23 protein-coding genes are annotated in these 22,108 nt (G+C 44.9%); 14 read left to right on the forward strand and 9 right to left on the reverse strand.

Features of this window, described 5'->3' with window-relative positions; genetic code table 11:
• Positions 1–165: 165 nt before the first annotated feature.
• Positions 166–1,191 carry an acyltransferase gene (locus tag R7F64_RS00330; protein ID WP_053303987.1) on the forward strand — a complete coding sequence of 342 codons (1,026 nt, stop codon included), beginning with the start codon at positions 166–168 and terminating at the stop codon, positions 1,189–1,191.
• 420 nt (positions 1,192–1,611) lie between these two features.
• On the forward strand, positions 1,612–3,042 hold the full coding sequence (gene nhaD, locus R7F64_RS00335; RefSeq protein WP_318071354.1) for a sodium:proton antiporter NhaD: 1,431 nt from the start codon (positions 1,612–1,614) through the stop codon (positions 3,040–3,042).
• 37 nt (positions 3,043–3,079) lie between these two features.
• Here nhaD and R7F64_RS00340 read toward each other — a convergent pair whose 3' ends face one another.
• A complete protein-coding gene (locus tag R7F64_RS00340; protein ID WP_053308033.1) occupies positions 3,080–3,475 on the reverse strand; it encodes a GFA family protein in 396 nt (131 codons plus the stop codon).
• A 201-nt stretch (positions 3,476–3,676) separates the two neighbouring features.
• Between R7F64_RS00340 and R7F64_RS00345 the strand changes: the two genes are divergently transcribed.
• Positions 3,677–4,285, forward strand: a complete 609-nt coding sequence (locus R7F64_RS00345) for a YitT family protein (RefSeq protein WP_005374427.1) — start codon at positions 3,677–3,679, stop codon at positions 4,283–4,285.
• 72 nt (positions 4,286–4,357) lie between these two features.
• Here the strand turns inward: R7F64_RS00345 and R7F64_RS00350 are convergent, their stop codons facing one another.
• The 3 genes from R7F64_RS00350 to R7F64_RS00360 all read right to left on the reverse strand — a co-directional run bounded on the left by R7F64_RS00350 (position 4,358) and on the right by R7F64_RS00360 (position 7,123).
• A complete protein-coding gene (locus R7F64_RS00350) occupies positions 4,358–5,176 on the reverse strand; it encodes a hypothetical protein (protein WP_318071355.1) in 819 nt (272 codons plus the stop codon).
• 100 nt (positions 5,177–5,276) lie between these two features.
• On the reverse strand, positions 5,277–5,759 hold the full coding sequence (locus R7F64_RS00355; RefSeq protein ID WP_005374431.1) for a methylated-DNA--[protein]-cysteine S-methyltransferase: 483 nt from the start codon (positions 5,757–5,759) through the stop codon (positions 5,277–5,279).
• On the reverse strand, positions 5,756–7,123 hold the full coding sequence (locus R7F64_RS00360) for an AlkA N-terminal domain-containing protein (protein ID WP_064354445.1): 1,368 nt from the start codon (positions 7,121–7,123) through the stop codon (positions 5,756–5,758). Before R7F64_RS00360 ends, R7F64_RS00355 begins: the two co-directional genes overlap by 4 nt.
• 194 nt (positions 7,124–7,317) lie before the next feature.
• On the opposite strand from R7F64_RS00360, the gene R7F64_RS00365 reads away from it, so the two are divergent.
• The 3 genes from R7F64_RS00365 to R7F64_RS00375 all read left to right on the forward strand — a co-directional run bounded on the left by R7F64_RS00365 (position 7,318) and on the right by R7F64_RS00375 (position 8,995).
• Positions 7,318–7,521, forward strand: coding sequence for a hypothetical protein (locus R7F64_RS00365; protein ID WP_017633816.1), 204 nt, complete (start codon positions 7,318–7,320; stop codon positions 7,519–7,521).
• A gap of 325 nt (positions 7,522–7,846) precedes the next feature.
• Positions 7,847–8,290, forward strand: a complete 444-nt coding sequence (locus R7F64_RS00370) for a DoxX family protein (RefSeq protein ID WP_005374434.1) — start codon at positions 7,847–7,849, stop codon at positions 8,288–8,290.
• 9 nt (positions 8,291–8,299) lie between these two features.
• Complete coding sequence (locus tag R7F64_RS00375) at positions 8,300–8,995, forward strand: pirin family protein (RefSeq protein ID WP_318071356.1); 696 nt, start codon at positions 8,300–8,302, stop codon at positions 8,993–8,995.
• 81 nt (positions 8,996–9,076) lie between these two features.
• Here the strand turns inward: R7F64_RS00375 and R7F64_RS00380 are convergent, their stop codons facing one another.
• Complete coding sequence (locus R7F64_RS00380) at positions 9,077–9,970, reverse strand: LysR family transcriptional regulator (RefSeq protein WP_005374436.1); 894 nt, start codon at positions 9,968–9,970, stop codon at positions 9,077–9,079.
• Between the two features lie 149 nt (positions 9,971–10,119).
• On the opposite strand from R7F64_RS00380, the gene R7F64_RS00385 reads away from it, so the two are divergent.
• Positions 10,120–10,473 (forward strand): DUF413 domain-containing protein, encoded by a 354-nt coding sequence (locus R7F64_RS00385; RefSeq protein ID WP_005374439.1) that lies wholly within the window; start codon positions 10,120–10,122, stop codon positions 10,471–10,473.
• A 147-nt stretch (positions 10,474–10,620) separates the two neighbouring features.
• Here the strand turns inward: R7F64_RS00385 and R7F64_RS00390 are convergent, their stop codons facing one another.
• Positions 10,621–10,872, reverse strand: coding sequence for a DUF3081 domain-containing protein (locus R7F64_RS00390; RefSeq protein ID WP_005374440.1), 252 nt, complete (start codon positions 10,870–10,872; stop codon positions 10,621–10,623).
• Positions 10,873–11,246: 374 nt separating this feature from the next.
• Here R7F64_RS00390 and nagB point away from each other — a divergent pair, with 374 nt between their 5' ends.
• The gene (gene nagB / locus R7F64_RS00395) at positions 11,247–12,047 is read left to right on the forward strand and encodes a glucosamine-6-phosphate deaminase (protein ID WP_005374441.1); all 801 of its coding nucleotides are present in this window, start codon (positions 11,247–11,249) and stop codon (positions 12,045–12,047) included.
• Positions 12,048–12,137: 90 nt separating this feature from the next.
• On the opposite strand, the gene R7F64_RS00400 is transcribed toward nagB, so the two are convergent.
• Both R7F64_RS00400 and gltS (R7F64_RS00405) read right to left on the reverse strand, forming a co-directional pair.
• Entirely contained in the window at positions 12,138–13,004 is an 867-nt protein-coding gene (locus R7F64_RS00400) for a hypothetical protein (RefSeq protein WP_005374442.1), read from the reverse strand.
• Positions 13,005–13,158: 154 nt separating this feature from the next.
• Complete coding sequence (gene gltS / locus R7F64_RS00405) at positions 13,159–14,385, reverse strand: sodium/glutamate symporter (protein ID WP_318071357.1); 1,227 nt, start codon at positions 14,383–14,385, stop codon at positions 13,159–13,161.
• 413 nt (positions 14,386–14,798) lie between these two features.
• Between gltS (R7F64_RS00405) and R7F64_RS00410 the strand changes: the two genes are divergently transcribed.
• From R7F64_RS00410 to R7F64_RS00420, 3 genes are read left to right on the forward strand one after another with little or no spacing between them, the layout of a single operon-like run.
• Positions 14,799–15,170: a GntR family transcriptional regulator gene (locus tag R7F64_RS00410; protein WP_005374444.1), complete on the forward strand. Its 372-nt coding sequence runs from the start codon at positions 14,799–14,801 to the stop codon at positions 15,168–15,170.
• On the forward strand, positions 15,167–16,024 hold the full coding sequence (locus tag R7F64_RS00415; RefSeq protein WP_005383221.1) for an ABC transporter ATP-binding protein: 858 nt from the start codon (positions 15,167–15,169) through the stop codon (positions 16,022–16,024). The genes R7F64_RS00410 and R7F64_RS00415 overlap by 4 nt, the downstream gene beginning before the upstream one ends.
• Positions 16,024–16,854 (forward strand): hypothetical protein, encoded by an 831-nt coding sequence (locus R7F64_RS00420; protein ID WP_318071358.1) that lies wholly within the window; start codon positions 16,024–16,026, stop codon positions 16,852–16,854. The genes R7F64_RS00415 and R7F64_RS00420 overlap by 1 nt, the downstream gene beginning before the upstream one ends.
• A gap of 99 nt (positions 16,855–16,953) precedes the next feature.
• Here the strand turns inward: R7F64_RS00420 and gltS (R7F64_RS00425) are convergent, their stop codons facing one another.
• Positions 16,954–18,189: a sodium/glutamate symporter gene (gene gltS, locus R7F64_RS00425; RefSeq protein WP_005374448.1), complete on the reverse strand. Its 1,236-nt coding sequence runs from the start codon at positions 18,187–18,189 to the stop codon at positions 16,954–16,956.
• 862 nt (positions 18,190–19,051) lie between these two features.
• On the opposite strand from gltS (R7F64_RS00425), the gene R7F64_RS00430 reads away from it, so the two are divergent.
• From R7F64_RS00430 to R7F64_RS00440, 3 genes are all read left to right on the forward strand, one after another.
• Positions 19,052–19,846 carry a DUF4344 domain-containing metallopeptidase gene (locus tag R7F64_RS00430; RefSeq protein WP_053303983.1) on the forward strand — a complete coding sequence of 265 codons (795 nt, stop codon included), beginning with the start codon at positions 19,052–19,054 and terminating at the stop codon, positions 19,844–19,846.
• A gap of 24 nt (positions 19,847–19,870) precedes the next feature.
• On the forward strand, positions 19,871–20,257 hold the full coding sequence (locus tag R7F64_RS00435; RefSeq protein ID WP_213969214.1) for a thiol-disulfide oxidoreductase DCC family protein: 387 nt from the start codon (positions 19,871–19,873) through the stop codon (positions 20,255–20,257).
• Between the two features lie 175 nt (positions 20,258–20,432).
• Entirely contained in the window at positions 20,433–22,094 is a 1,662-nt protein-coding gene (locus tag R7F64_RS00440) for a methyl-accepting chemotaxis protein (RefSeq protein WP_318071359.1), read from the forward strand.
• The last annotated feature ends 14 nt before the right edge of the window (positions 22,095–22,108 follow it).

A 22,108-nucleotide genomic window follows, 5' to 3' on the forward strand; every position in this document is an offset into this window, starting at 1 on the left:
ATCAGGTATTGATTGCGTTAATAGGTTAATAATTAAGAAGTTTGAAGTAAGTCTTAATTTTCAAAACAGCTTCAATGTAAGCGCAAGTCTGTTGACTTTTTCACGTATTACTTCAGTAACAACCTGCTATTTTCACCTAAGTTTTTTATTTAGGTAAACAATGTAATGGCAAAGAAACAAAAAATAGCCAGCTTAGAGTTTGCACGTATCATTGCGATGCTTGCGATTGTGGGTTTGCATTGCCAGATGGCACTGACGTACTGGCAGTGGGATGGGATACCATGGGTTGGCTATATGCTCAACCAACTGGCTCGTTTTGCTGTTCCGTTGTTCTTTCTCATCTCGGGTTATCTAATCCAGCCGAAGTTGAGTCACTCACCTATTGATACTCTTAAGAACTACGCCAAACCGTTAATGAAGGTTTGGCTCATTTGGAGCATGATCAGTTTACTGATGCCATTCCAATGGCAGACGGTCGCTGAGGCTGGGTATCTCGCCGAAAGGCAAGGTTATTGGGGGTACTTAATGTCAACCCCGATCAATTCACTCATCGAAGGCGGACTCGTTCATCTGTGGTTTATTCCGGCTCTGGTCATTGCCGTAGCGTTAATTGCCTTTCTCGTGCATATCAATATGGCGCAACTGATACTGCCAACCGCAGTATTGCTATACATATACGGGGTCTTTGCTGGCAGTTACGCGACCATTACCGACCTGCCAGCGCCTTTCTTTACTCGTAACGGGCCTTTTTTCAGCACGTTGCTAGTTGCTCTAGGTTATTTCGCACGAGAAGCGCAGTGGCGGTGGTCGAGAAACAATACGGTTCGATGCATTATTCTTGGCATGGCACTGCATTTTGGTGAAGCTTACTGGCTGATGCAACATGACATCGCTTTCAACTCGCACGACTTCCTATTCGGTACCGTTATCTGGACTGTAGGTGTCTTTATGTGGCTTTTGGCTCACCCTCATTTTGGCGACATGCCTTGGGTCTTCAAACTATCTCCTAGCGTGTTAGGAATATATGTTAGCCATCTGCTTATCATAATTGTCATGATGAATGTCGCTGGATTTATCGGGCTGCAACACCTCGCGAAAGATGTGTTTATTTATCCTGCAACGATTGTTGCAACCATACTGCTTGTGAAAGCAATTGACACTTCACCGTTGAAAAAATGGCTCCTACGCTAAATGCATTCAGCTCTAGATATAGCTAGCTTTAACTCAAAAGGGTTAGAGCTAGCCAGTTAAAAATGAGATTTCTCTCTCACTGACCAATTTTTGACTTTCTAATCCTTCAGAATTTGCTTTCACTCACAAAAAACATTGTTCATTTCCTTTAAATTGGCTCGACTATTACAACATTGCTCATTAAACGGAGGCTGTATGTGGGCAGGTCAAGGACTCGTTCCTTTTTTAGAGATTAGTCACTGGTTAACTTACGGTTTATATGCCGCTGCGGTTTTATTCGGCGCAGCAAGCATTGCGTCACTCAGAAAATAGTGGCGCACACTATCATTTCCTAACTCCTACTGTTAATTCGAGCTCTCTCACAACTAACTCATTCATTTGTGGCTAATATTTCTCCAACCAGACAAAGGAGAAATGTCTATGCCAATCTATCCAATTGTGGCTTTCTGCTGTTTGTTGTTCTCTAGCGCCACCTTTGCTGCATCAACCAATGAACTGAACCTTGTTAATTCTGGTGTCGGTTACGCGGCTCTGATTATCTTTTCGATCGCTTACATACTGGTTATGTTGGAAGAGTATCTGAAAATGAGAAAATCCAAGCCAGTGCTGCTCGCTGCAGGGTTAATTTGGATTCTGATTGGCTACACCTTTGCTCAGCACAACCAGCCTGAAATCGCCAAATCCGCACTAGAACACAACTTGTTGGAATATGCCGAGTTGCTGCTGTTTTTGCTCGTGGCGATGACTTACATCAACGCAATGGAAGAACGCAAACTCTTCGATGCCTTACAAGCGTGGATGGTCGGTAAAGGTTTTGGATTCAAAAAGTTGTTCTGGCTGACGGGGTTTCTCGCTTTTGTCATTTCACCGATTGCCGATAACTTAACTACGGCCCTATTGATGTGCGCTGTAGTGATGAAAGTCTCTGGTGATAATCCTAAGTTCGTCAATCTTGCTTGTATCAACATTGTTATCGCAGCCAACGCTGGCGGTGCATTCAGCCCATTTGGGGATATTACAACCCTGATGGTGTGGCAAGCCGGTCATGTCAGCTTTGCTGAGTTCATTCCGTTGTTTGTACCGTCATTGGTGAACTACTTGGTTCCCGCGTTTTTGATGTCACGGTTTGTTCCAAACACAAAACCGAATACGATTCACCAACACGTTGAGCTAAAACGCGGGGCAAGGCGTATTGTCGCATTATTCATTCTGACGATTGCCACCGCAGTCTCTTTCCATGCTGTGCTGCACTTCCCACCCGTTATGGGCATGATGATGGGCTTGGCGTACTTACAGTTTTTCGGATATTTTTTGCGCCAAACTCTCAAACACTCACTCGCAAAAAAAGCAGCTATGGCAATTGCCAATGGCGATGATCAGGCATTGAAGCGCTTAGGCTCAGTGGTTCCGTTTGATGTGTTTCATCGTGTGTCTCGAGCCGAATGGGACACCTTGTTGTTCTTCTACGGTGTTGTAATGTGTGTTGGCGGTTTAAGTTTACTTGGCTACCTCGAACTGGTTTCAAACGTCATGTACACGCAATGGAACCCAGTCTGGGCAAACGTAATGGTTGGTGTCCTATCTGCAATCGTCGATAACATTCCGGTTATGTTTGCTGTACTGACCATGGAACCAAGCATGTCGATGGGCAACTGGCTACTGGTCACATTAACCGCAGGTGTCGGGGGCAGTTTGCTTTCCATCGGATCCGCGGCAGGCGTCGCTTTAATGGGAGCCGCGCGTGGGCAATACACCTTCTTTGGCCACTTAAAGTGGGCTCCCGTCATCGCCTTGGGTTATGCCGCCAGTATTGCGGTACACTTGTGGATGAATAGCGGTTTATTTACTTAAAAGCACTGACAATCAGGTGCTTAACTTGCAACACAACCTAGCGGTCGGATGGATGGTTAACGCCATCCATCACTTCAATCGCTCCCAACTCATATGGGTTGACACCCTCTAAGCAGCCGACATTATAGCCATACTCACTCGGGTCAGAACGACGCTGATGGTGCGTATAAATACCGCACTCGCCACAGAAAAAGTGCTTCGCAGTGTGTGTATTAAATTGATACTGCTTCAAGACGTCTTCGCCTTGCATAATACGAATACCGTTCAAAGGTACAGATGCGACAATCGCGCCACGACGTCGACACATAGAACAGTCACACCGTCTCGGTTTCTCAATACCATTGGGTAACGCCAGTTCCAACTCAACTTTTCCACAGTGACAACTCAGTCGATGTAATGTGTTGATTTGGGTGTTGCCAACTTTCTTAATCATAACTTTTCCTTGTTGTTTTTCTATCTGTGTACATTATGTTAAACAGGTTAATATCATCATAATCTCGTCCAAAAACTCGACATCCATCACTTTTCGCGACATTTTATTGGCCGATTTGTTAGTTGCTATTTTGGCGACTGTCTATCGCGTCCGTGAGACGTGTTATCTCCGGCGCGGTTTTTAAACCAAGGAAATTAATTTATGGACAAAGATCATAGCCTAAGAGAGAACCTCTTGGCTCTGACGCTCGGCAGTGCGTTGGTGTCACTTGGGGTGATATTTTTTAGCAAAGTAGGATTGCTCACTGGCGGTACGGCTGGTTTGGCGATCTTCCTAACCAAAGTGAGTGACTTCAGTTTTGGTCAGATATTTTTCGCTCTTAACCTCCCTTTTTATATTTTATCTGTGATGCGCATGGGTTGGCGCTTCACTATCAATACCTTTATTGCGGTTTCGATTGTCTCTTTTGCAGTCGATCATCTGCATCATGTGATTGAGATTTCACGAATCGAACCTTTCTATGCGGCACTTTTGGGTGGTGGACTGATTGGAATCGGTATGTTGGTAATTTTCCGTCACAAAATGAGTTTGGGTGGCTTTAACATTCTAGCGTTGTACCTTCAGGAACGTTTTGGAGTTCGAGCGGGTAAAGTTCAAATGGCGTTAGATTGTGCCATTGTGGTGATGTCACTGTTCATTGTAGATGTGCACCTTATCGCTCTATCTGTTCTAGGTGCCATCGCTACGAACTTGATTTTGGCGATGAACCATAAACCAGGACGATACCAAGCAAAAGCGCAAGCAGCATAATCATCGCTGCATAGTCAACAACCCTAAAGCCCCCAGCCAGTCGCTCGGGGCTTTTTTCATTCAACGCTAAGATCACGTCAACGAGCTCGTTTTGCAGTACTGCTGCATCTCTTCATCCAATTTAGCTTTATATTTCTGGCTAAGATGGAAGTGTACTTGCATCAGCAAGTCATGTGCGTGGAACAGCTCAAGCGCGTCGCTACCATGTTGCTGACAAATATCTTCACAGCGCTCAGCATGCACTTTGGCTTCTTGCGGTTTATCCGCTTTAAGCAAGCTCATCGCTAAGCGATACTCTGCGCGCTCTTCTTGCATCCAACCCCCAGCCACTTTCCAATAGTCTAGCGCGAGTGTTGCTGCTTCTAACATCTTCGATTTTTCCATGGACGTGCGCTCAGCCAGCGCTTCGTACTGACATGCTAAGTTGTTTGCAGTGATCGCTATAGCGCGCGCTAATGGCCCTTCTGCATCGTTCGGCGTCATTCCTAACGCTGCTTTCACCAACCATTGACTCGCCAGTTCAAGCTGAGCAAGTGCAGAAAGTTCATTCGAAATCAAAGCGTAAACTCGGCGTTGTTCTTGCTCTTCCAATAATTCCATATTGTCAGTGCCATCTACGAAATAGCGCGCAACGGCAATACTGCGTTGAAATGCCAAACTCTCAGCAACCTTGCGTTCATCAAAGTGCTCTAAACAAGTAAGAAACTGTTCTGGGCACTGGAGATGCCCAATAGCGGTATGCAGCATCAATGCGAATATTCGCTCGATTTGGGTAACGTCTTCCACCTCGCTCAGAGCCGTTTCTAGCTGAGCATAAACTTGTTCGGGATTTTCCTCGTGATGCTGCCAACACTCACTCATGAAGGCATCAAAATCCGTTTTGAAAGGCATGTCCTTATTGTCCTTTTTCTGTTCGTATAACGAATATGAAACTCTACACTATCGTTCCCCCTGTGTAGCACGCTTAATCCCAATATGAGAATCGCCTCACTTAAAGCGGTGTACCTTGCTCCAACGCGAGCAAACGTTGCTTGCGCTCCACTCCACCTGCATACCCAGTCAGTTTTCCGCTTTTGCCAATAACGCGATGACAAGGCACCACGATAGAAATCGGATTCTTCCCATTTGCTAACCCAACAGCACGCACAGCTTTAGGGTTACCTATCGCATTCGCAAGATCTTGATAGCTCCACGTTTCCCCATATGGAATGGTCGTTAGTGCCTGCCAAACTTGATTTTGAAAATCAGTGCCTGTCGCTGCAAGGGGCAAGTCGAATTCGTTGCGCAGACCAGCAAAGTATTCATCCAGTTGGGTGACAGCTTGGCGCAAAACCGGATGCTGCTCGTCTCGCACTCCCAGCTCACTCGGCTTAGTGGTGCATGTTTCAAACCAAATGCCAAGTAAGCCCTCAGCGTTCGATTGGATAGTCACCGTTCCTAGTGGACTCGGCATTTCGGTATAAAATGTTTTCATGATTGATTCCATAAGTGAAACGTCGCGTAGCTTCCCCAAGGGGCCGCAGTGTGCGTATTCAGTGATGGGTAACGCTGCATCGCCTTTTTCACCACTAAGTCTTTATCTAGAAAGCAATCGGGTTGAGATTGCCCTCGCAGTTGAGCATAACTGACGGTCCAAGGTCCAATGCCTTTCAAAGTTAGCCACTGCTGGGGGTCAGCTTCTGAGTTGTCCTGCATAAACTGGGCGAAGCGCACTAGCGTCTCTTTACGGCTTTGCGGCATGCGCAAAAAGCTCACGTCGGAGTTCGCAATATCACTGGGAGTCGGGAAAAAACGTTTTTCTGACTCTCCACTAAGTGTGGCCACCAATAAGTTAAGTTGACCAATCGCAGCTTTAACCGACACTTGCTGGCCTAAAATCGCTCTAACCCCTGCTTCCCATGCACTCCATACACCAGGAATACGAATACCTTTACTCGACACGAGCCCAGGCGCAACATACTCCAAATGCTGCTCAACAGTACAAATATCAGCGTCAAGATCGAACATACGACGAATGTCAGACACCAAGTTTTGCAGCTTCGTTACGTCTTCAATTTCAAACACCAGTTCTAAGTATCCTTCACCTTTTGTCGCTTTAAACCAGGCTTTGCTGTCATCCAAAAAAACGTTGCGCTGATAACTCTCATCACTCACCAGCTCAACTCCCTCAACCGCTCGCAAACGATAGAAGTCCAACATGTGCGACCAATTCAACTCACCTCGATAAGGTAAGGCAATTCGATTGCAACCCGCACCATCAAACTCTTTACGGCGTACTTGAGAAGGCGTTAGTTTGAGAAACTTTTGAAAAGCATCGTTAAAGCGGCGCGTACTGTTAAAACCTGACGCAAACCCCACGTCGGTGACCGACATAGAGCTGGAGTGAAGCAACTGTTTGGCGAACATTAATTGCTGATATTGCGCATACTGCTTGGGTGACATACCTAAATACTGCTCAAACAACATACGTAAGTAACGGTCAGAAATCCCAACACGCTCAGCCAACTCAGACACCGAATGGTGATGCAACTCCCCTCTATCAATTAACGAAATCGCTCGTTGAAAGGTCGTCTCGACACCTTTCCATGCCCAAGATCCAGGCGCGCTATCAGGTCGACAGCGTAAACACGGACGATACCCTGCTTGAAGGGCTTGCGTCTTATCAGCGAAATACTCAACATTTTCTTCTTTAGGCAAATTTGCCGGGCAAATCGGACGACAAAAGATTCCCGTTGTTTTTACCGCCACATAAAATCGCCCATCAAAACGACTGTCTCGCGCGACTCGCGCCTTGTGACACTGCTCGAAGGTCAGTGAGGTATGGGGGTGAATAAACATAGTGCTTTCCTTGCTCATGCCTTTTGTCATTTATTGTTCATAGGCATCGTTCAATATAGTGTTATTGTAGCTTGCTTAAGCGCCCACAATTAGCCATTTTCGGAACTCAATATTGAGATTTATTGGCATTAGCGCTTTTGTACACTAAAGTTAGATCCAGAACATCACAACAACGTCGGCTAAAGGGAATTGGCATGGACTTACATACTTGCGTAATTGTATTAAGAAACCAAAAGGTTATTACCAGTAAATCCGTAGATCATTCTATTGGAATTATCGAACGAGACTCAGATAACGAGATCTCAGAAATTCAGATTAATGCGACGGATGGACGTAATATTCGAACTTATCACTACAACAATGTAGAGGAGTCATTAGAGAGCTTAATGAACCTCTGACGGTTTTCTTTAACACACCTTTCTCCCTTGTTAAAAGCGAAAGCAATAGAGCACAGTACATGTGCTCTTTTTTTGTTTAACAGAAAAAATGTTTATCGAAAATAATGACAGACCTTGATTTAAAACAGACAATAATCTGCAAATAAACACTCGAATATAAAAATCAAGGCATTGATTTAAATAAATAAAAACCAACTATTCAACTTTTTAGAACGAGTTTATCAAAATCCTCCCGTTATTTTTATGTTCGCCTCTACCTAAACTGTTCTCAACAGCACGGGAGCACACGCTTCCCACTCATTGAAAAGAGTCAGAGGACAGAATCATGAAAGCACTATTACAGAAAATTACCACGTCAAACGCAGGTTACAGCGCACTATCACTTCGCGTTCCAATCGGCATTATCTTTATGGCGCACGGCGCACAAAAACTATTTGGCTGGTTTGGTGGCTACGGGCTAGAAGGCACAGGTCAGTGGATGGCATCTATCGGTTTAGGTCCTGGCGTGCTCATGGCGTTACTTGCGGGCAGCGCAGAGTTCTTTGGCGGCTTGTTCATTTTACTTGGTCTGCTAACTCGACCAGCAGCGGTTGCTTTGGCGTTCACGATGGTGGTAGCGATATTCTCTGTCCACTTTGAAAATGGCCTATTCATGGCAAACAACGGTTACGAGTTTGGCTTAGCATTACTGGCAGCAAGCGTTTCTCTGGCGTTCTCTGGCGCAGGTAAAGCAGCGTTAGATAACTTTTTAAACAAAAAGCTCTCTTAAGGAGGCCTTATGATTACGGTAAGACATGCAGCAGACCGAGGTCGAGCAAACTTTGGCTGGCTTGATAGCAAACATACGTTTTCTTTTGGTAGCTACTACGATCCTCAACATATGGGCTTTTCTGAGCTGAGAGTCATTAATGACGATGTAGTCAAGCCTGGCGCGGGTTTTGATACACATGGCCACCGTGATATGGAGATCATCAGCTATGTGTTGGAAGGTGTTATCGCACACAAAGACAGTGAAGGTAACGTCAAAACACTACCTGCAGGTGAATTCCAACTCATGTCGGCAGGGAAAGGGATTTACCACAGTGAGTACAATGCGTCGAACCAAGATACGCTGCGGTTTCTACAGATTTGGATTCAACCAAACACATTTGGAACCAAACCAGGTTATCAGCAAAAAGATTTTGGGCGCAATCCTGGGTTAACGACTATCGCAACTCCAACTGGAGAAAACGGCACGCTACTTATTAAGCAAGATGCGACTTTGCATCAGTTAATTCTTGAGCCAAGTAGCGAACTAAACTTTGAGATTGAGTCAGGCCGAAATCTATTCATCCATCAAGTGACTGGGAGCCTTAGTGTCGACAATACCACTTTGACGGCTGGCGACGGCGTGAAGATTGAACACCAGAGTAAGGTTGTTTTGCGCAATACATCAAACGAAAGCACAACAGCCCTGTTGTTTGACTTACCATAACTATCGATTCATCGAGATAAAAACAAAGCCGCCTTGATTTCTCAAGGCGGCTTTTTCGTTTTTCTGACTTTTCATTCAACGCTATTCGTCGGAAGTGCCAGAACCAATTTGCTGAAAACTGTAAGCGGTCAGTGGATCGATCTCTTTGACAATTTCTTCCACTTGCTTAATTGCGTCTACAGACGAGCTAGCTTTACGATAGCTCAAATAGATAGGGCGACACCAATCTTCTACTCCAGACACCTTGTGAAGCTGCCCATTAGCGATAAATGGCTCCACGAGAGAGATTGGTAAGTACGCGGCTCCACCCTTCTCTAAAATAAAGTCCAATGCGATACGCGCTGTTGAAGTGCGTAAATATGGAGCCGGAATCTTAGGGTGACGTTCAGAATGCTCCGAGGAGAAACGCGTCCCCCAGTCAACGTACACATATTTGTTTTCGAAAACGGTGTCTAAAGAATCTTTCTCAGTTGATACCAGAACGAGAACAACATCTGCCACTTTTTTACAGTTAAGCTCATCAGCTTTGATCTGATCGAACGCAAATGCCATATCTAACGTGCGCTCTAGCAAGCTACGACTGAGCATCTCACGTCCCATCACTTCTGCCATGAAGCCATAACCACCAAACGAATCTGTGACGACACTTAAACAATTCTGTAAATAAGCGTCCCAAATGTTTGGCGTGCCACCTAACGTTAGTTGCAGCGCTTTGCCATCTTCAAGCGATAATTCTAGCTTCGCTTGTTGCAATGTAGTGACCATTACCTCGGCATAGCTGATTAAGCGCTCACCTGCAGAGGTCAACTTTATGTTATTTCGATCACGAATAAACAATTGCGTATCGAAGTAACTTTCCAATTGTTTGATACGTGCGCTCACAGCGGCTTGGGTAATATAAAGGTTCTCAGCAGCACGTCCGAAGTGACGAACTCTTGCCAGCTCTAAAAATGTTCGAAAGACTTTTACATCCATAAACCATCTCCTGGTTAATATAAAACCAGATTAACAACTAATTAAAATCATGACGACAAAAAAGTTTTGTTTTTCTTTTGTTAGATTTAAGCCTAATTTTCGCCGTAAGTTCACTACATTCATCAATAACGGTTACAGAGGCTGTTGACATGTCTGACACTGAATTCCGTCATGGCAAAAAACGTTTTTACGATAACGTAAAATTCCCACGCGGCTTTGCAAAGTCTGGCGATTTTACTCTTTCAGAAGAGGAAATCCTAACAATTTATGGGGATACAATGCTTGGCTTAGAGTCAGGCGAATTAACACCTGAAAACAGCGAAGAGAAACACTTCATCAAGGTGTTAGAAAACCCGGGCAAAGCAAAAACAAAACTTGAGCGTACGTGGCTAAAGTACACCCAACTTGCTCGTGGTCGCAAGCGCTTCCATACGCTAAATGGTCGTAACAAGCCTGACGCCACAGAAGAATACATTGAAGAGAGTTTGGTTGAAGACGATTAATAACCAATAACCTAGTTCTCGCCTTTTTCTAGCAGTAGGCGAAAGCTCGTTTGACTTTACTGAGCGAGCAAGACAAGCTCATTTCTTCTCCTAGAGCCCAAGGGGGCATTCTCCCAAGGGCTTTTTTAATATTTGGGTGATGACCGTTTACTTGGCGAGCGTCGCAATCTTTTTCAGAAAGCTCTCTTTCAAATGCTCTTGGTCATATTCCAAGTGATAGGTGTTGTGGAAGCCAATTTTTAGCTCAACACCATTTCCTCTCAAGAAAACGTTGTACCCATCGTAGTCAGAAAAGGCTTCTACACCTTCATACATTTTACCAAATTCGGTTGGTGTACCGTTGTTCATCACACATTCGTAAGCCTGTAGTACTTTGCTCGGATCTAACTCATTTTTCATACCGAATTCCTCACTGGTTTACACATTTCAATTATGGTTAAAGAATGAGCGCCATGCCATATCTAACCCATAATATTTGAAGTTCGTGTGCGATTTCGCACTCTGTAGGTTGTTAAAAAACAAGGTTAAGTGCGAAGGCAGAACTTAATTTAGATCATAAATTTTATCTATTGATTCGTCAGTTTCATAATGCAATTTCTTTGTGAAAAGTCGTCTTATAAAAGCATTTAGATATAAAAATCGTCGACAAAACCAACATTGGTTAAAGAAAAAGCAAAATTTTGACCTAAAACAATAGCAGTTCGCCATTGCTTATTTTATAATGCGAATTAATGTTTCAGTACATCGTCAATTCCAATAACTAGGGGCACAAAATGAGACTTATCCCGTTAACTCGAGCAGCACAAGTAGGTAAGTGGGCAGCTGCGCATATCGCTAAGCGTATCAACGACTTTAAACCTACTGCTGAGCGTCCATTCGTTCTGGGTCTACCAACTGGTGGCACTCCTCTAGCAACCTACAAAGCCCTAATCGAGCTTTACCAAGCCGGCGAAGTCAGCTTCAAAAACGTCGTGACTTTTAACATGGATGAGTACATTGGCATCCCTGCGGATCACCCAGAATCTTACCGCTCGTTCATGTACAACAACTTCTTTAATCACATTGATATTCAAGAAGAAAATATCAACCTACTGAACGGTAACACAGACGATCACGACGCAGAATGTAAGCGTTACGAAGACAAAATTAAGTCTTACGGCAAGATCAACCTGTTCATGGGCGGCGTGGGTAACGACGGTCACATCGCGTTCAACGAGCCAGCGTCATCTCTTTCTTCTCGTACTCGCATCAAGACCCTCACTGAAGACACTCGCATTGCGAACTCTCGCTTCTTTGACGGCGATATCAACCAAGTGCCTAAATACGCGCTGACTATCGGTGTTGGTACGCTTCTAGACTCAGAGGAAGTGATGATCTTGGTCACTGGCCATAACAAAGCTCAGGCACTTGAAGCAGCCGTGGAAGGTTGTGTAAACCACCTATGGACAGTTTCTGCTCTTCAACTTCACCCTAAAGCGGTGATCGTATGCGACGAACCAGCTCAACAAGAACTGAAAGTGAAGACAGTGAAGTACTTCTCTGAGCTAGAAGCAGAAAACATCAAAGGCTTTTAACCCATAGGATGGCAGCCTAGAAACACACTAAAAATACAAAACCCGTGTTGAACACGGGTTTTTTCTTATCTGAACAGCGGGCTTAAGTCGTCAATAAGCTTTAATACCAAACTGACGAAGACGCTTAGGAAGCACTTCATCCAACTTGTCTAGTTCACTCGGTTCGACTTCGATAAGATTGAAATGATGCTGCTCATAAACAGTACGAATGGTCTCACGGTCGGCCTGAGCCATCTCCCCATCGTCACTTCCCCAAAATTGCAAATAGACTTTGCCACCTGGCAAGTAAAAATCGCTAGTGACATCTTGGTCAATCGGCAACTGACGCTCATAAGCGTGCACAACACCAGCCAAGTACAGCCAGTTGTCGATGAGCAACTCCCCCTTAGAGCGCACGTAATGCCCATCTAATGTTCGGTGCTTGGCTTCAAATTTTTGGCGAAAGCTTGAGTACGATTTATCCGTAGAATGTGACTCCGCGTCTTGCCCTAAAAACTCAATGACAGACTGCTTAAGACGCTTGTTACGCAGCACCACATCGTGCCATACGACAAAGGTATTTTGTGTTTCTTTATCGGTTCTTTGCTGTCCACCAGCGCGCACACCAGCTTCAGTGACACTCCATCCCTCTTCGGATTTGGTCAACCAACCCAGTTCACTCAAAAGCTGATTCATGCGCTTCGCATTCAATTTCAGCTTTTCACCCAGTTGTGTCGCGCTCAATGTTTTCCCTGAGCTGGGAGTCAGCTCAATATGTAAGTTGGTCGGCCAGACGATGAACTGGCCAAATTTAGGGTGATCCACATACTCACCGCCAAACTTTGCCCCCTCTTCGGTCAAAATCCACTTTTCATCTTGGCGAACGATGTAGCCTGCACGTTTGAGATCGGCAAACAGCAGCTTAGCTTCTACCTTGCGCATTTTCGCTAATGCCGACGTCGATATTTTTTCAGACATGTGGGTACCTCATGCTGCTGCAAAATTGAACACTATGTCGTCATAGTAACGCATTGATTTCACGGCTTGAAGTCAGGCAAACAAGATTTCGTGTTACAAATAGCAAAGCCAGCGTATAGGTGCTGGCTTTGTTATTTCGGTAAAAAAGCGAATGTTATTTAATAAAAGCGATGCATCCTTGCAAAATCACTAAATTCACAATGTCGATGAAGAATGCACCGACAATTGGAACCACCATAAATGCTTGTGGTGATGGACCATATCGACTCACGATGGAGCCCATATTCATGACTGCAGTCGGTGTAGCACCTAACCCAAAACCGCAGTGTCCGCTAGCGATCACCGCCGCATCGTAGTTGCCTCCCATCATGCGGAATGTTACGTTGTAAGTGAACATCGCCAACACAGCCGACTGAATAGCAAGAATAATAAGGAATGGGATCGCAAGATCGAAAATATTCCACAATTTCAAACTCATCAAGGCCATGGCAAGAAATAGAGATAGTGCAACCGTGCCAAGAATATCAACGGTTTCTAAATCAACCTTGCGCGCCTTCGTCACTTCCATGATGTTAGTGATAACAACACCAATAAACAGCGCATAAACAAAATCGGGAATCATTAACCACTTGATGTCAAAACTGCTTACCCAACTCTCGAGATACTTCGCGCCTGTCACGCAAAGTAGAATGATGGACAAGCTTTCAACGACTCTTTTCGCTGTGACACGATCTTCCTCATGTTCGTTGTACGTCACCAGTTCAGGGAAACTCTGATGACTTTGATTGGTGCGTCCGTATTCCGATTCCAAGTTGTGTTTGTTTAGTAGCTTTTGTGCAACAGGGCTGCCAATAATCCCTCCCATCACCAAGCCAAATGTAGCAGAAGCCATTGCCACCTCTAGAACATTATGCAAACCATACATTTCTTGAAAAGTTTGCGACCACGCAGCTCCAGTTCCATGTCCGCCAGAAAGCGTAATGGATCCGGCGATCAACCCCATGAGTGGATCTAACCCCAACGCTGTTGCTAAGGACACGCCGACCGCATTTTGGATAAGAATGTAGACCGATGCCACAACTAGGAAGATGAAAACCTTCGCACCGCCTTTAATCAGTTGGGTGTAATTTGCCGCTAAGCCAACGGTTGCAAAAAACATCAGCATAACGACGTTTTGCAGTGGTAAATCAAAGGATACATCCACACCGTTTAAGTGCATCGTCGTGATGACGCAAGCGACCACTAGACCCCCAACAATTGGCTCTGGAATATTAAATTTTTTTAAGGTTGGTAACTTGGTATTGATGAACTGCCCTAAAAACAACACGCAAATTGCGACGAGGAACGACTCCTGTGGGCCGATAGATATTACCTGATTCATGAGACCTCTTTACTCTACTCTTTCTCATTCATTGAGCACGCGCTCAACGTGAGATAGGTGCCTAAGCCAGTCAGATTGCCTCTCGAAACTTTTGTTTTCTAGGCCTCTTTGACCATCAATTCTCATCAAGTAAGAAATAGGCAGACCTAAAATTATGCTAATTATCATTCAGTGAGAATATTCATTTAGAACAGGCGATAAGTGTATTGATGGGACGAGAAAAACAACACTTCTCAACTTATGAGAAGCAATTAATTTCCATATAAAACAAAACCTCAAAACAACGACCACATAGGTGGATATTTAGAGCGAATGAGACAGGCGGATACACTAGGTTTTAAATTATTACTTTCTCTCTAATGCACTAGGTGTTATACATATATATAACACCATCTCAACCAAGAGATTCACTCATGACTAATTGGCATGATCGCCAACCGATATTTCGACAGTTGGCAGACCAGATCACGCAGCAAATACTGCAAGGTGTCTGGCAAGAAGGCGATGCTCTGCCCTCCGTCCGTAGCATCTCTGCAGATATGAAAATTAACCACCTCACCGTTATGAAAGGCTATCAATTGCTTGTTGATGACGGGCTAGTGGAGAAAAAACGCGGTCAAGGTATGTTTGTCGCTTCAGGAGCAAAGCTCAAATTACTCGCAGACGAGAAGGCACGTTTTCTTCAGCAACAAATTCCGCAGATAGCCGACACAATACAGCGTCTGGATATGTCACTCGACGAATTCATTCAACAACTAAAACCACACTTGAAAGGTGACCAATGAGCGCATTAGTCAGTGTAAACAACGTCTCCAAGCAATATCAGCAACAAGGAGAAGCACTGCATGAAGTGAGTTTCGACCTACATGCAGGACAAGTACTTGGCTTACTCGGCCATAATGGCGCAGGTAAATCAACGCTTATTAATGCCCTACTCGGTGCACATGAATATCAGGGCACTATTCGTATCAACGGATTTGAACCCATTATGCAACGCGACAAGATAATGCAGAGCTTATCCTACATCTCGGATGTCAACGTTCTGCCAGATTGGATGACCGTTGCTCAACTGCTTAACTATACCGAGGGCGTGCACCCAGGGTTCAATCGCGCCCAAGCAGATACGCTACTTCGTCAAACGGACATCAAACCTCGTGCGCGTATCAAATCTTTATCCAAAGGGATGAAGGTGCAATTACACCTCGCGATTGTGATCGCGACCAACACCCAAATCCTCATATTGGATGAACCGACACTCGGGTTAGATCTCGTGTATCGCGAGACGTTTTATCGTCACTTATTGGAATGGTTTCACGACGGCGAGCGCGTGTTGATCATCGCCAGTCATGAAGTATCAGAGATTGAGCACTTGCTGACAGATGTTCTGATTCTTAAGCATGGTCGCCCCGTTCTGCAAACCTCGATGGACAGTATCAGTGAAGACTATTTCATTCTTGAAGCCAACGACGAGCACCGCACACAAATTGAAGCGATGAACCCACTCTCGTCACAAAAAGGCCTCGGTTCAACGAAATGGTTACTCAAAGCCCAATATGCCCAACAAGCAGAAACAATGGGCTCCATCCATGGGGTGAAGTTAGCGGATCTATTTTTAGCATTGCAGAAGGAGGCAGCGTAATGCGTTCAGTTGTCGCGATGTTGCAAAAAGAGTGGTTAGAGAACCCTCTTGTTTTACGTATTCCACTGTTTGTGTTGGCGTGTGGAGTTATTCTCTTTGTGAGTTTAATGAGTAACGACACTCTACAACACAATATGTTTTTCCAAATGAGCTTTGGTGGCGATGTCAGTGACATTCACAAAGAGCTTGGTGATGATGTCAATACGTTGATTACCGGAGGAGCAGGGCTGCTGTCTATCTTGTTAGCCGTTCAGTACTTCCCAAGAACGCTACGCAAAGAACGGGCGGAAGGCAGCATTATGTTTTGGCGCAGTATGCCTGTCAGTGACATAAAAACCCATTTAGTGAAGCTAGGATTTGGCTTATTGGTGATTCCGCTTGTCTGCTCGGTGCTCGTACTCGCTGCAAATTTAATGTTGTGGTTGCTGAACATCTCTACTGATCACCAATTGGCTTTATTGTACCGCCAAGCCTCGTTAGGTTACGTGCTGCTGCATTGGGGAGAGTTTTTAATCAGAATGTTGTTCGCCGGTATTCTGCTGTTACCGCTGGCATTAACTGCGATGGCTATTTCACAAAAAGTGAACTCACCACTGGTCATTTTGTTTATCGCCATTTATGCGCTGCGTTGGATGCCTATCGCACTTTTTGGTTTCTACGGGCTAGATCAGTTTTTCTCCGAAGTGCTTTACCTTCCGCTGCACGCCATTATTACACCAAACCCATTCAATGCCATTCCTCAAGCGGGTTGGTTAAACGTTGGCATTTACGCCTTCATTGGTATTCTTGGTTGGACAGCTAGCCTCAAGTTCCGCCGAACTATCCAATAATGCTTCGTTCAATAAACGACCAAACCAAGTCATAAAAAAACGGTCACAACCAGTGTTGTGACCGTTTTATTTCGCCTCTAGGAGCTCATCCACTTAACTTTAACCAAGGAATGAAATGTAGCCTTGCAAGATAATTAAGTTGACGATGTCGATAAAGAAAGCGCCCACAATTGGCACCACCATAAATGCTTGTGGCGACGGGCCAAATCGGTTAACGATTGAACCCATGTTCATTACGGCTGTTGGGGTTGCACCCAAGCCAAAACCGCAGTGCCCCCCTGCAATAACCGCAGCATCGTAGTTGCTTCCCATCACTTTGAACGTAACATAGTACGTAAAGATAGCTAAGACGACAGACTGCACAGCTAAAATAACCAAGAATGGAATCGCTAGATCAAAGATATTCCATAACTTCAAGCTCATCAGAGCCATCGCTAGGAACAGAGATAGCGATACCGTACCTAACATATCGACCGTTTCGGCATCTAACTTACGAATCTTGGTCACTTCCAAGAAATTCGTAATGATCACACCAATGAATAGCGCATATACGAAGTCTGGAATCATCAGCCATGAGATTTCATACGTGCTTACCCATTGCTCGACATACTTGGCCCCAGTAACACAGATCAGTAGGAAGAAGAGTTTCTCCACCACTTTTTTCGCCGTTACTTTATCTTCTTCGTATTCATTGTAAGTCACCAACTCCGGGAATTTCTCGTGAGTTTTGGCATCTCGACCACCACGACCATACTCAGACTCTATGCTGTTCTTTTCCACCAGACGCTGCGCTACAGGGCTACCAATGATACCGCCGATGATCAAACCAAAAGTCGCTGATGCCATTGCAATTTCTAAGACGTTATCCAATCCATACACGTCTTGAAAGGTTTGTGACCACGCAGCACCTGTACCATGACCACCTGACAGAGTAATCGAGCCAGCAATTAACCCCATCAAAGGATCTAAACCGAGCGCCGCCGCAAGTGAAACGCCAACGCCGTTTTGTATGATGATGTAAAACGATGCGACAGCTAAGAAGATAAAAACCTTCGCACCTCCTTTCATCAACTGAGTGTAATTTGCGGCCAAACCAACTGTCGCAAAAAACATTAACATAAACGTATTTTGTAATGGCAAGTCGAACTCTAAGTCGATGCCGTTGAAATGAAGAGCAGTAATCATGCAGGCCACAATAAGACCACCTACAATCGGCTCAGGTATGTTGAATTTCTTTAAAATCGGTAGCTTAGCATTAATAAAATGCCCCAGGAAAAGCACACTGATTGCGACCAAGAAGGACTCCAGTGCACCTACAGATATTAAATGATTCATATCGCCTCTTATTATTGTTCTCTTCATTCTCCGTAATGAATGAGTGTTAGTTTAACCTTCGTTCAATAGCAAATTTTCTCGCTTTATTGTTTCGAAAATACTCAAAAAGTTGGTGTAGATGCGCCTTAGGCTAGTTTAAGGGGCGCTCCTTAAGCGATGTGTCAGTTTTTACGCTGTTAGCAAGCCCTTAAATGTGAAAGGAGCTGATACAGCTCCTTCAAATGGCCCCTCGCAATACCTGTGCGTTATCGCTTGGGGTGTTGTGTTGTGAGTAAATTCTGGGTGACACTTTCTGAACCACTTCGGGCTCCCTTACTTAAACAGAATGTGTCAATTACTATCAAACAAAGTTCCTTCCCGTTGTAACCGCTAAACGCCGAGAGCGCGTTCAAAACAATTGGGTTTGCCTGTTCCTGTCGTAGCTTTTCAACTCTGGCTCATGGTGTATAAACGAGCCGAATCCAAGGAAACTCTCAGGCTGCAACAAACGTTTTCGTCACAACGGAGCAGGATTATAACATATCGCTGATAATTTTCTTCAATTCAGTGACATTCACCACCCCCATAGTTAAACCTTGCAATGATTAACTGCCTATTATCATTTTCACAGATAAAAATCGAAGCACAGTTACTCAGTAAGCTTCTTAGAATACGATGCATAGCTAATAACTTCACCGCCGTTCTTATCCAAGAGGTCTTGATAAACGCCCTAGAGAACCAAGCAGCCGAAATATGCGATGTTATCATGATTGCTTTTCGAGACCGACGTCCCGACTTTGGCTAATGAGTACACCCCCAACTATGCATCAGACAAAAACATGTATAATTTTTTATACAAGTTATTCAATAACAAGAGTCCCACATGAACATTCATTCGCTTTGCGCTGCGCTATTACTCAGCATCGTCTCATCAGCTACAGCAGCTGAAAACATTCGTATTCAATATTCTCCCATAGAGACAACTCATGAAAAAATCGCCCAACAATCTATTCAAAGCAGCGATGTAAACACCATCTTTGTTGAGCTGTCTCAGGCCTACTTTCCATTTGATCAAGCTCTCACGCTGGTTTACGGCGGAGAAGATGGTCCAATGTATGATCCTGATACACACACAATATACGTTCCTTACACTTTTTATTTGGAGTCGCTCAATTACTTCTCCAATAATCAGTATGAAGAACGCTTCGGAAAATCCCCAAAAACAGGGGCGCTAGATACGTTATTGCACACTTTACTTCATGAAGCTGGACATGCTTACATCGAAGATCAAAGCATCCCTGTTCTCGGAAAAGAAGAAGATGCGGTCGATAATTTTGCCACTATTTTAATGATTGACTTCCTAGAAGATGGCGCAGATATGGCCATTAGCGCCGCCGACATGTTCGCATTCGAATCCGACGACAGACCGGACTACTACGATTTTGGCGAGTACATTGACGAACACAGCTTTGATTTGCAGCGTTACTTTTCAACGTTATGTTTGGTGTACGGTAGTGATCCTGAGCAATACAAAGCCTTACTCGATGAAGTAGAAAAAGACTACCTGCGTGATCGCAAAGAGTTCTGCCAATTCAATTACGGCAACATTCGCGACAATTGGCTGCATTACTTGCAAAACAATGAACCAAAAGAAAATTCGCCACGTAAAAGCGATTAGAAAATCTCAAATAAGAAAACCGCAATGACAAAACTCACCATATTTTATGACGGAACCTGCCCGCTTTGTGCCAAAGAGATGAAGGCGCTAAAACAACGCGATGCCAAGCAGCACATCAAAACCGTCGATATCTATAGTGATGCATTCGCAGATTATCCGCAGATCGATCCTGAACAAGCCAACACCATTTTGCACGCCCTCAACGAAAAGGGGGAGCTTCTGCTTGGGTTGGACGTGACTCATCGTGCGTGGCAATTAGTTGGTCGCGGTTGGCTCTACGCTCCACTGCGTTGGCGCCTCGTTAAACCTGTTGCTGACTGGCTTTACCTCAAATTCGCAAAGAATAGGTATCGCGTCTCATATTGGTTAACAGGGACTTCTCGTTGCAATAGTGGGTCGTGTTCACGTTAATTGTGATCCCGCTTAAAAATGCTACGACCTTCGTCTAGATTTACAAATTTCCAGTACTTCTGATTGAGTAACTCGGTTAATCTCTAAGCATTACAACAATAAGTATTAACACTTTTATCAGGCAAGCTTATTCAGCTTGTCACTTGTAACGCTGCGCCGAGAGAAGGACGTCTCTATGAATCTGACGATCAGAAAACGACTATATATCCTTTCAATAATTCCAATTCTAACTATGGCAATAGGCATGATGTGGTTCACCTACGTACAAACCACAGCCTACAACGAGCACGAGATTGAGCAAACTCGAAGTCGAATGATGGAGATGAAAAAAGCCGAACTCAAAAGCTACGTACAAATGGCGCGTTCCGCTGTCGAGCCGCTACTCGCACAAAATGCCCCACTGGAAGAGGCTCTGCCTATCTTGAAACAACTAGAGTTTGGTCAATCCGGCTACATCTTTGGTTATGATTCAAAAGGCGTTCGCGTCGTGGTGGGTAAAAACACCAAAGGCATCGGGGAAAACTTCTATAACTTGCAGGACAAGAAAGGCAATTACCTGATTCAGGATTTGTTAAAAAATGCCAAAACTGGCGAGTTCACGACTTATTACTTCCCGAAACTCGGTCAGAGTGAAGCACTACCGAAACTCAGCTACTCAGTCTTTATTCCTGAATGGAACTTGATGTTAGGAACGGGTTTCTACACGGACGATATCGACGCCATTGTGGCAGACATGGAAAAAGCCGCACACGAAGATCTCAACACCACACTAACTGCGATAGCCCTGTTTTGTGCCTCGATTACAGCGATAGTTGCAGTCTTTGCCGTGTTTGTTAACCGCAGTATCATGAAGCCTATTGAGCAGTTTGATGCTTCAATTCACTCTTTCGCACAAGGCGATGCAGATTTAACCGCGCGCATGGAAGAATCGAGCGTGCCGGAGTTCACGCAGCTGAGCCGCAACTTCAATATCTTCGTTGAAAGCCTGCAAGGCATCATCAAGAGTGTTAGCCATGTCGGACAAGAAGTGGTTTCAGAGACCAACGAGATGTCACAGCGTGCATCGCAAGTGGACGAGTTAGCTTCAGGTCAACGTGAAGAAACCGAACAGGTCGCTGCGGCAATGACCGAGATGACAGCAACGGCGCACGAGATTTCAAACAACGCTAACCAAGCAGCGCAATCAGCCAGAGACGCCGATGAAAACTCACAACAAGCAAAACACATTGTTGATTCAGCAGCGAACTCTGTCGAAGCGCTCGCGCTAGAAGTGTCAGAAGCCAGCACGGTGATTTCTCGTTTAGAGAGCGACGTAAAAAACATTTCTTCTTCGCTAGAGGTTATTCAAGACATCGCCGAGCAAACCAACCTATTGGCACTGAACGCAGCCATTGAAGCAGCCCGTGCTGGTGAACAAGGTCGCGGCTTCGCAGTCGTTGCCGATGAAGTCCGTAAACTGGCAAGTCGCACTCAAGACAGCACAGGCGAAATTCACCAAATGATCGAGCAGTTGAAGTCTGGCTCGGATGCGGCAGTGAAAGCCATGGGTTCAAGCCAAGCGCGTGGTGAAGCAACGGTAGAAGAAGCACGAGCAGCCTCTGCCGCACTGCAAGAAATCCAAGCCGCAATTGCTAACATCATGGACATGAACACGCTTATCGCAACGGCAACTGAAGAGCAAAGCCAAGTTGGCCAAGAGATTTCACAACGTATCGAAGTCATCTCTCAACAAAGCAGCCAATCGGCACACCTTGCCAACCAAAACCGAGCAGGCAGTGGCAACCTTAACCACAAAGCCAACGAACTGTACGACTTGGTCGGTCGCTTTACGGTCTAGAGCTTTCCTCAAAC

This window comes from Vibrio sp. Vb1980 (genome assembly GCF_033338615.1).
In the GTDB taxonomy this organism is placed as follows: domain Bacteria; phylum Pseudomonadota; class Gammaproteobacteria; order Enterobacterales; family Vibrionaceae; genus Vibrio; species Vibrio alginolyticus.

What these genes read in the sequence shown, in the direction of transcription:
- R7F64_RS00330 (WP_053303987.1), top strand. Translation starts at nt 166, where the DNA reads ATGGCAAAGAAACAAAAAATAGCCAGCTTAGAGTTTGCACGTATCATT.
- nhaD (WP_318071354.1), top strand. Translation starts at nt 1,612, where the DNA reads ATGCCAATCTATCCAATTGTGGCTTTCTGCTGTTTGTTGTTCTCTAGC.
- R7F64_RS00340 (WP_053308033.1), bottom strand. Translation starts at nt 3,475, where the DNA reads ATGATTAAGAAAGTTGGCAACACCCAAATCAACACATTACATCGACTG.
- R7F64_RS00345 (WP_005374427.1), top strand. Translation starts at nt 3,677, where the DNA reads ATGGACAAAGATCATAGCCTAAGAGAGAACCTCTTGGCTCTGACGCTC.
- R7F64_RS00350 (WP_318071355.1), bottom strand. Translation starts at nt 5,176, where the DNA reads ATGCCTTTCAAAACGGATTTTGATGCCTTCATGAGTGAGTGTTGGCAG.
- R7F64_RS00355 (WP_005374431.1), bottom strand. Translation starts at nt 5,759, where the DNA reads ATGAAAACATTTTATACCGAAATGCCGAGTCCACTAGGAACGGTGACT.
- R7F64_RS00360 (WP_064354445.1), bottom strand. Translation starts at nt 7,123, where the DNA reads ATGTTTATTCACCCCCATACCTCACTGACCTTCGAGCAGTGTCACAAG.
- R7F64_RS00365 (WP_017633816.1), top strand. Translation starts at nt 7,318, where the DNA reads ATGGACTTACATACTTGCGTAATTGTATTAAGAAACCAAAAGGTTATT.
- R7F64_RS00370 (WP_005374434.1), top strand. Translation starts at nt 7,847, where the DNA reads ATGAAAGCACTATTACAGAAAATTACCACGTCAAACGCAGGTTACAGC.
- R7F64_RS00375 (WP_318071356.1), top strand. Translation starts at nt 8,300, where the DNA reads ATGATTACGGTAAGACATGCAGCAGACCGAGGTCGAGCAAACTTTGGC.
- R7F64_RS00380 (WP_005374436.1), bottom strand. Translation starts at nt 9,970, where the DNA reads ATGGATGTAAAAGTCTTTCGAACATTTTTAGAGCTGGCAAGAGTTCGT.
- R7F64_RS00385 (WP_005374439.1), top strand. Translation starts at nt 10,120, where the DNA reads ATGTCTGACACTGAATTCCGTCATGGCAAAAAACGTTTTTACGATAAC.
- R7F64_RS00390 (WP_005374440.1), bottom strand. Translation starts at nt 10,872, where the DNA reads ATGAAAAATGAGTTAGATCCGAGCAAAGTACTACAGGCTTACGAATGT.
- nagB (WP_005374441.1), top strand. Translation starts at nt 11,247, where the DNA reads ATGAGACTTATCCCGTTAACTCGAGCAGCACAAGTAGGTAAGTGGGCA.
- R7F64_RS00400 (WP_005374442.1), bottom strand. Translation starts at nt 13,004, where the DNA reads ATGTCTGAAAAAATATCGACGTCGGCATTAGCGAAAATGCGCAAGGTA.
- gltS (WP_318071357.1), bottom strand. Translation starts at nt 14,385, where the DNA reads ATGAATCAGGTAATATCTATCGGCCCACAGGAGTCGTTCCTCGTCGCA.
- R7F64_RS00410 (WP_005374444.1), top strand. Translation starts at nt 14,799, where the DNA reads ATGACTAATTGGCATGATCGCCAACCGATATTTCGACAGTTGGCAGAC.
- R7F64_RS00415 (WP_005383221.1), top strand. Translation starts at nt 15,167, where the DNA reads ATGAGCGCATTAGTCAGTGTAAACAACGTCTCCAAGCAATATCAGCAA.
- R7F64_RS00420 (WP_318071358.1), top strand. Translation starts at nt 16,024, where the DNA reads ATGCGTTCAGTTGTCGCGATGTTGCAAAAAGAGTGGTTAGAGAACCCT.
- gltS (WP_005374448.1), bottom strand. Translation starts at nt 18,189, where the DNA reads ATGAATCATTTAATATCTGTAGGTGCACTGGAGTCCTTCTTGGTCGCA.
- R7F64_RS00430 (WP_053303983.1), top strand. Translation starts at nt 19,052, where the DNA reads ATGAACATTCATTCGCTTTGCGCTGCGCTATTACTCAGCATCGTCTCA.
- R7F64_RS00435 (WP_213969214.1), top strand. Translation starts at nt 19,871, where the DNA reads ATGACAAAACTCACCATATTTTATGACGGAACCTGCCCGCTTTGTGCC.
- R7F64_RS00440 (WP_318071359.1), top strand. Translation starts at nt 20,433, where the DNA reads ATGAATCTGACGATCAGAAAACGACTATATATCCTTTCAATAATTCCA.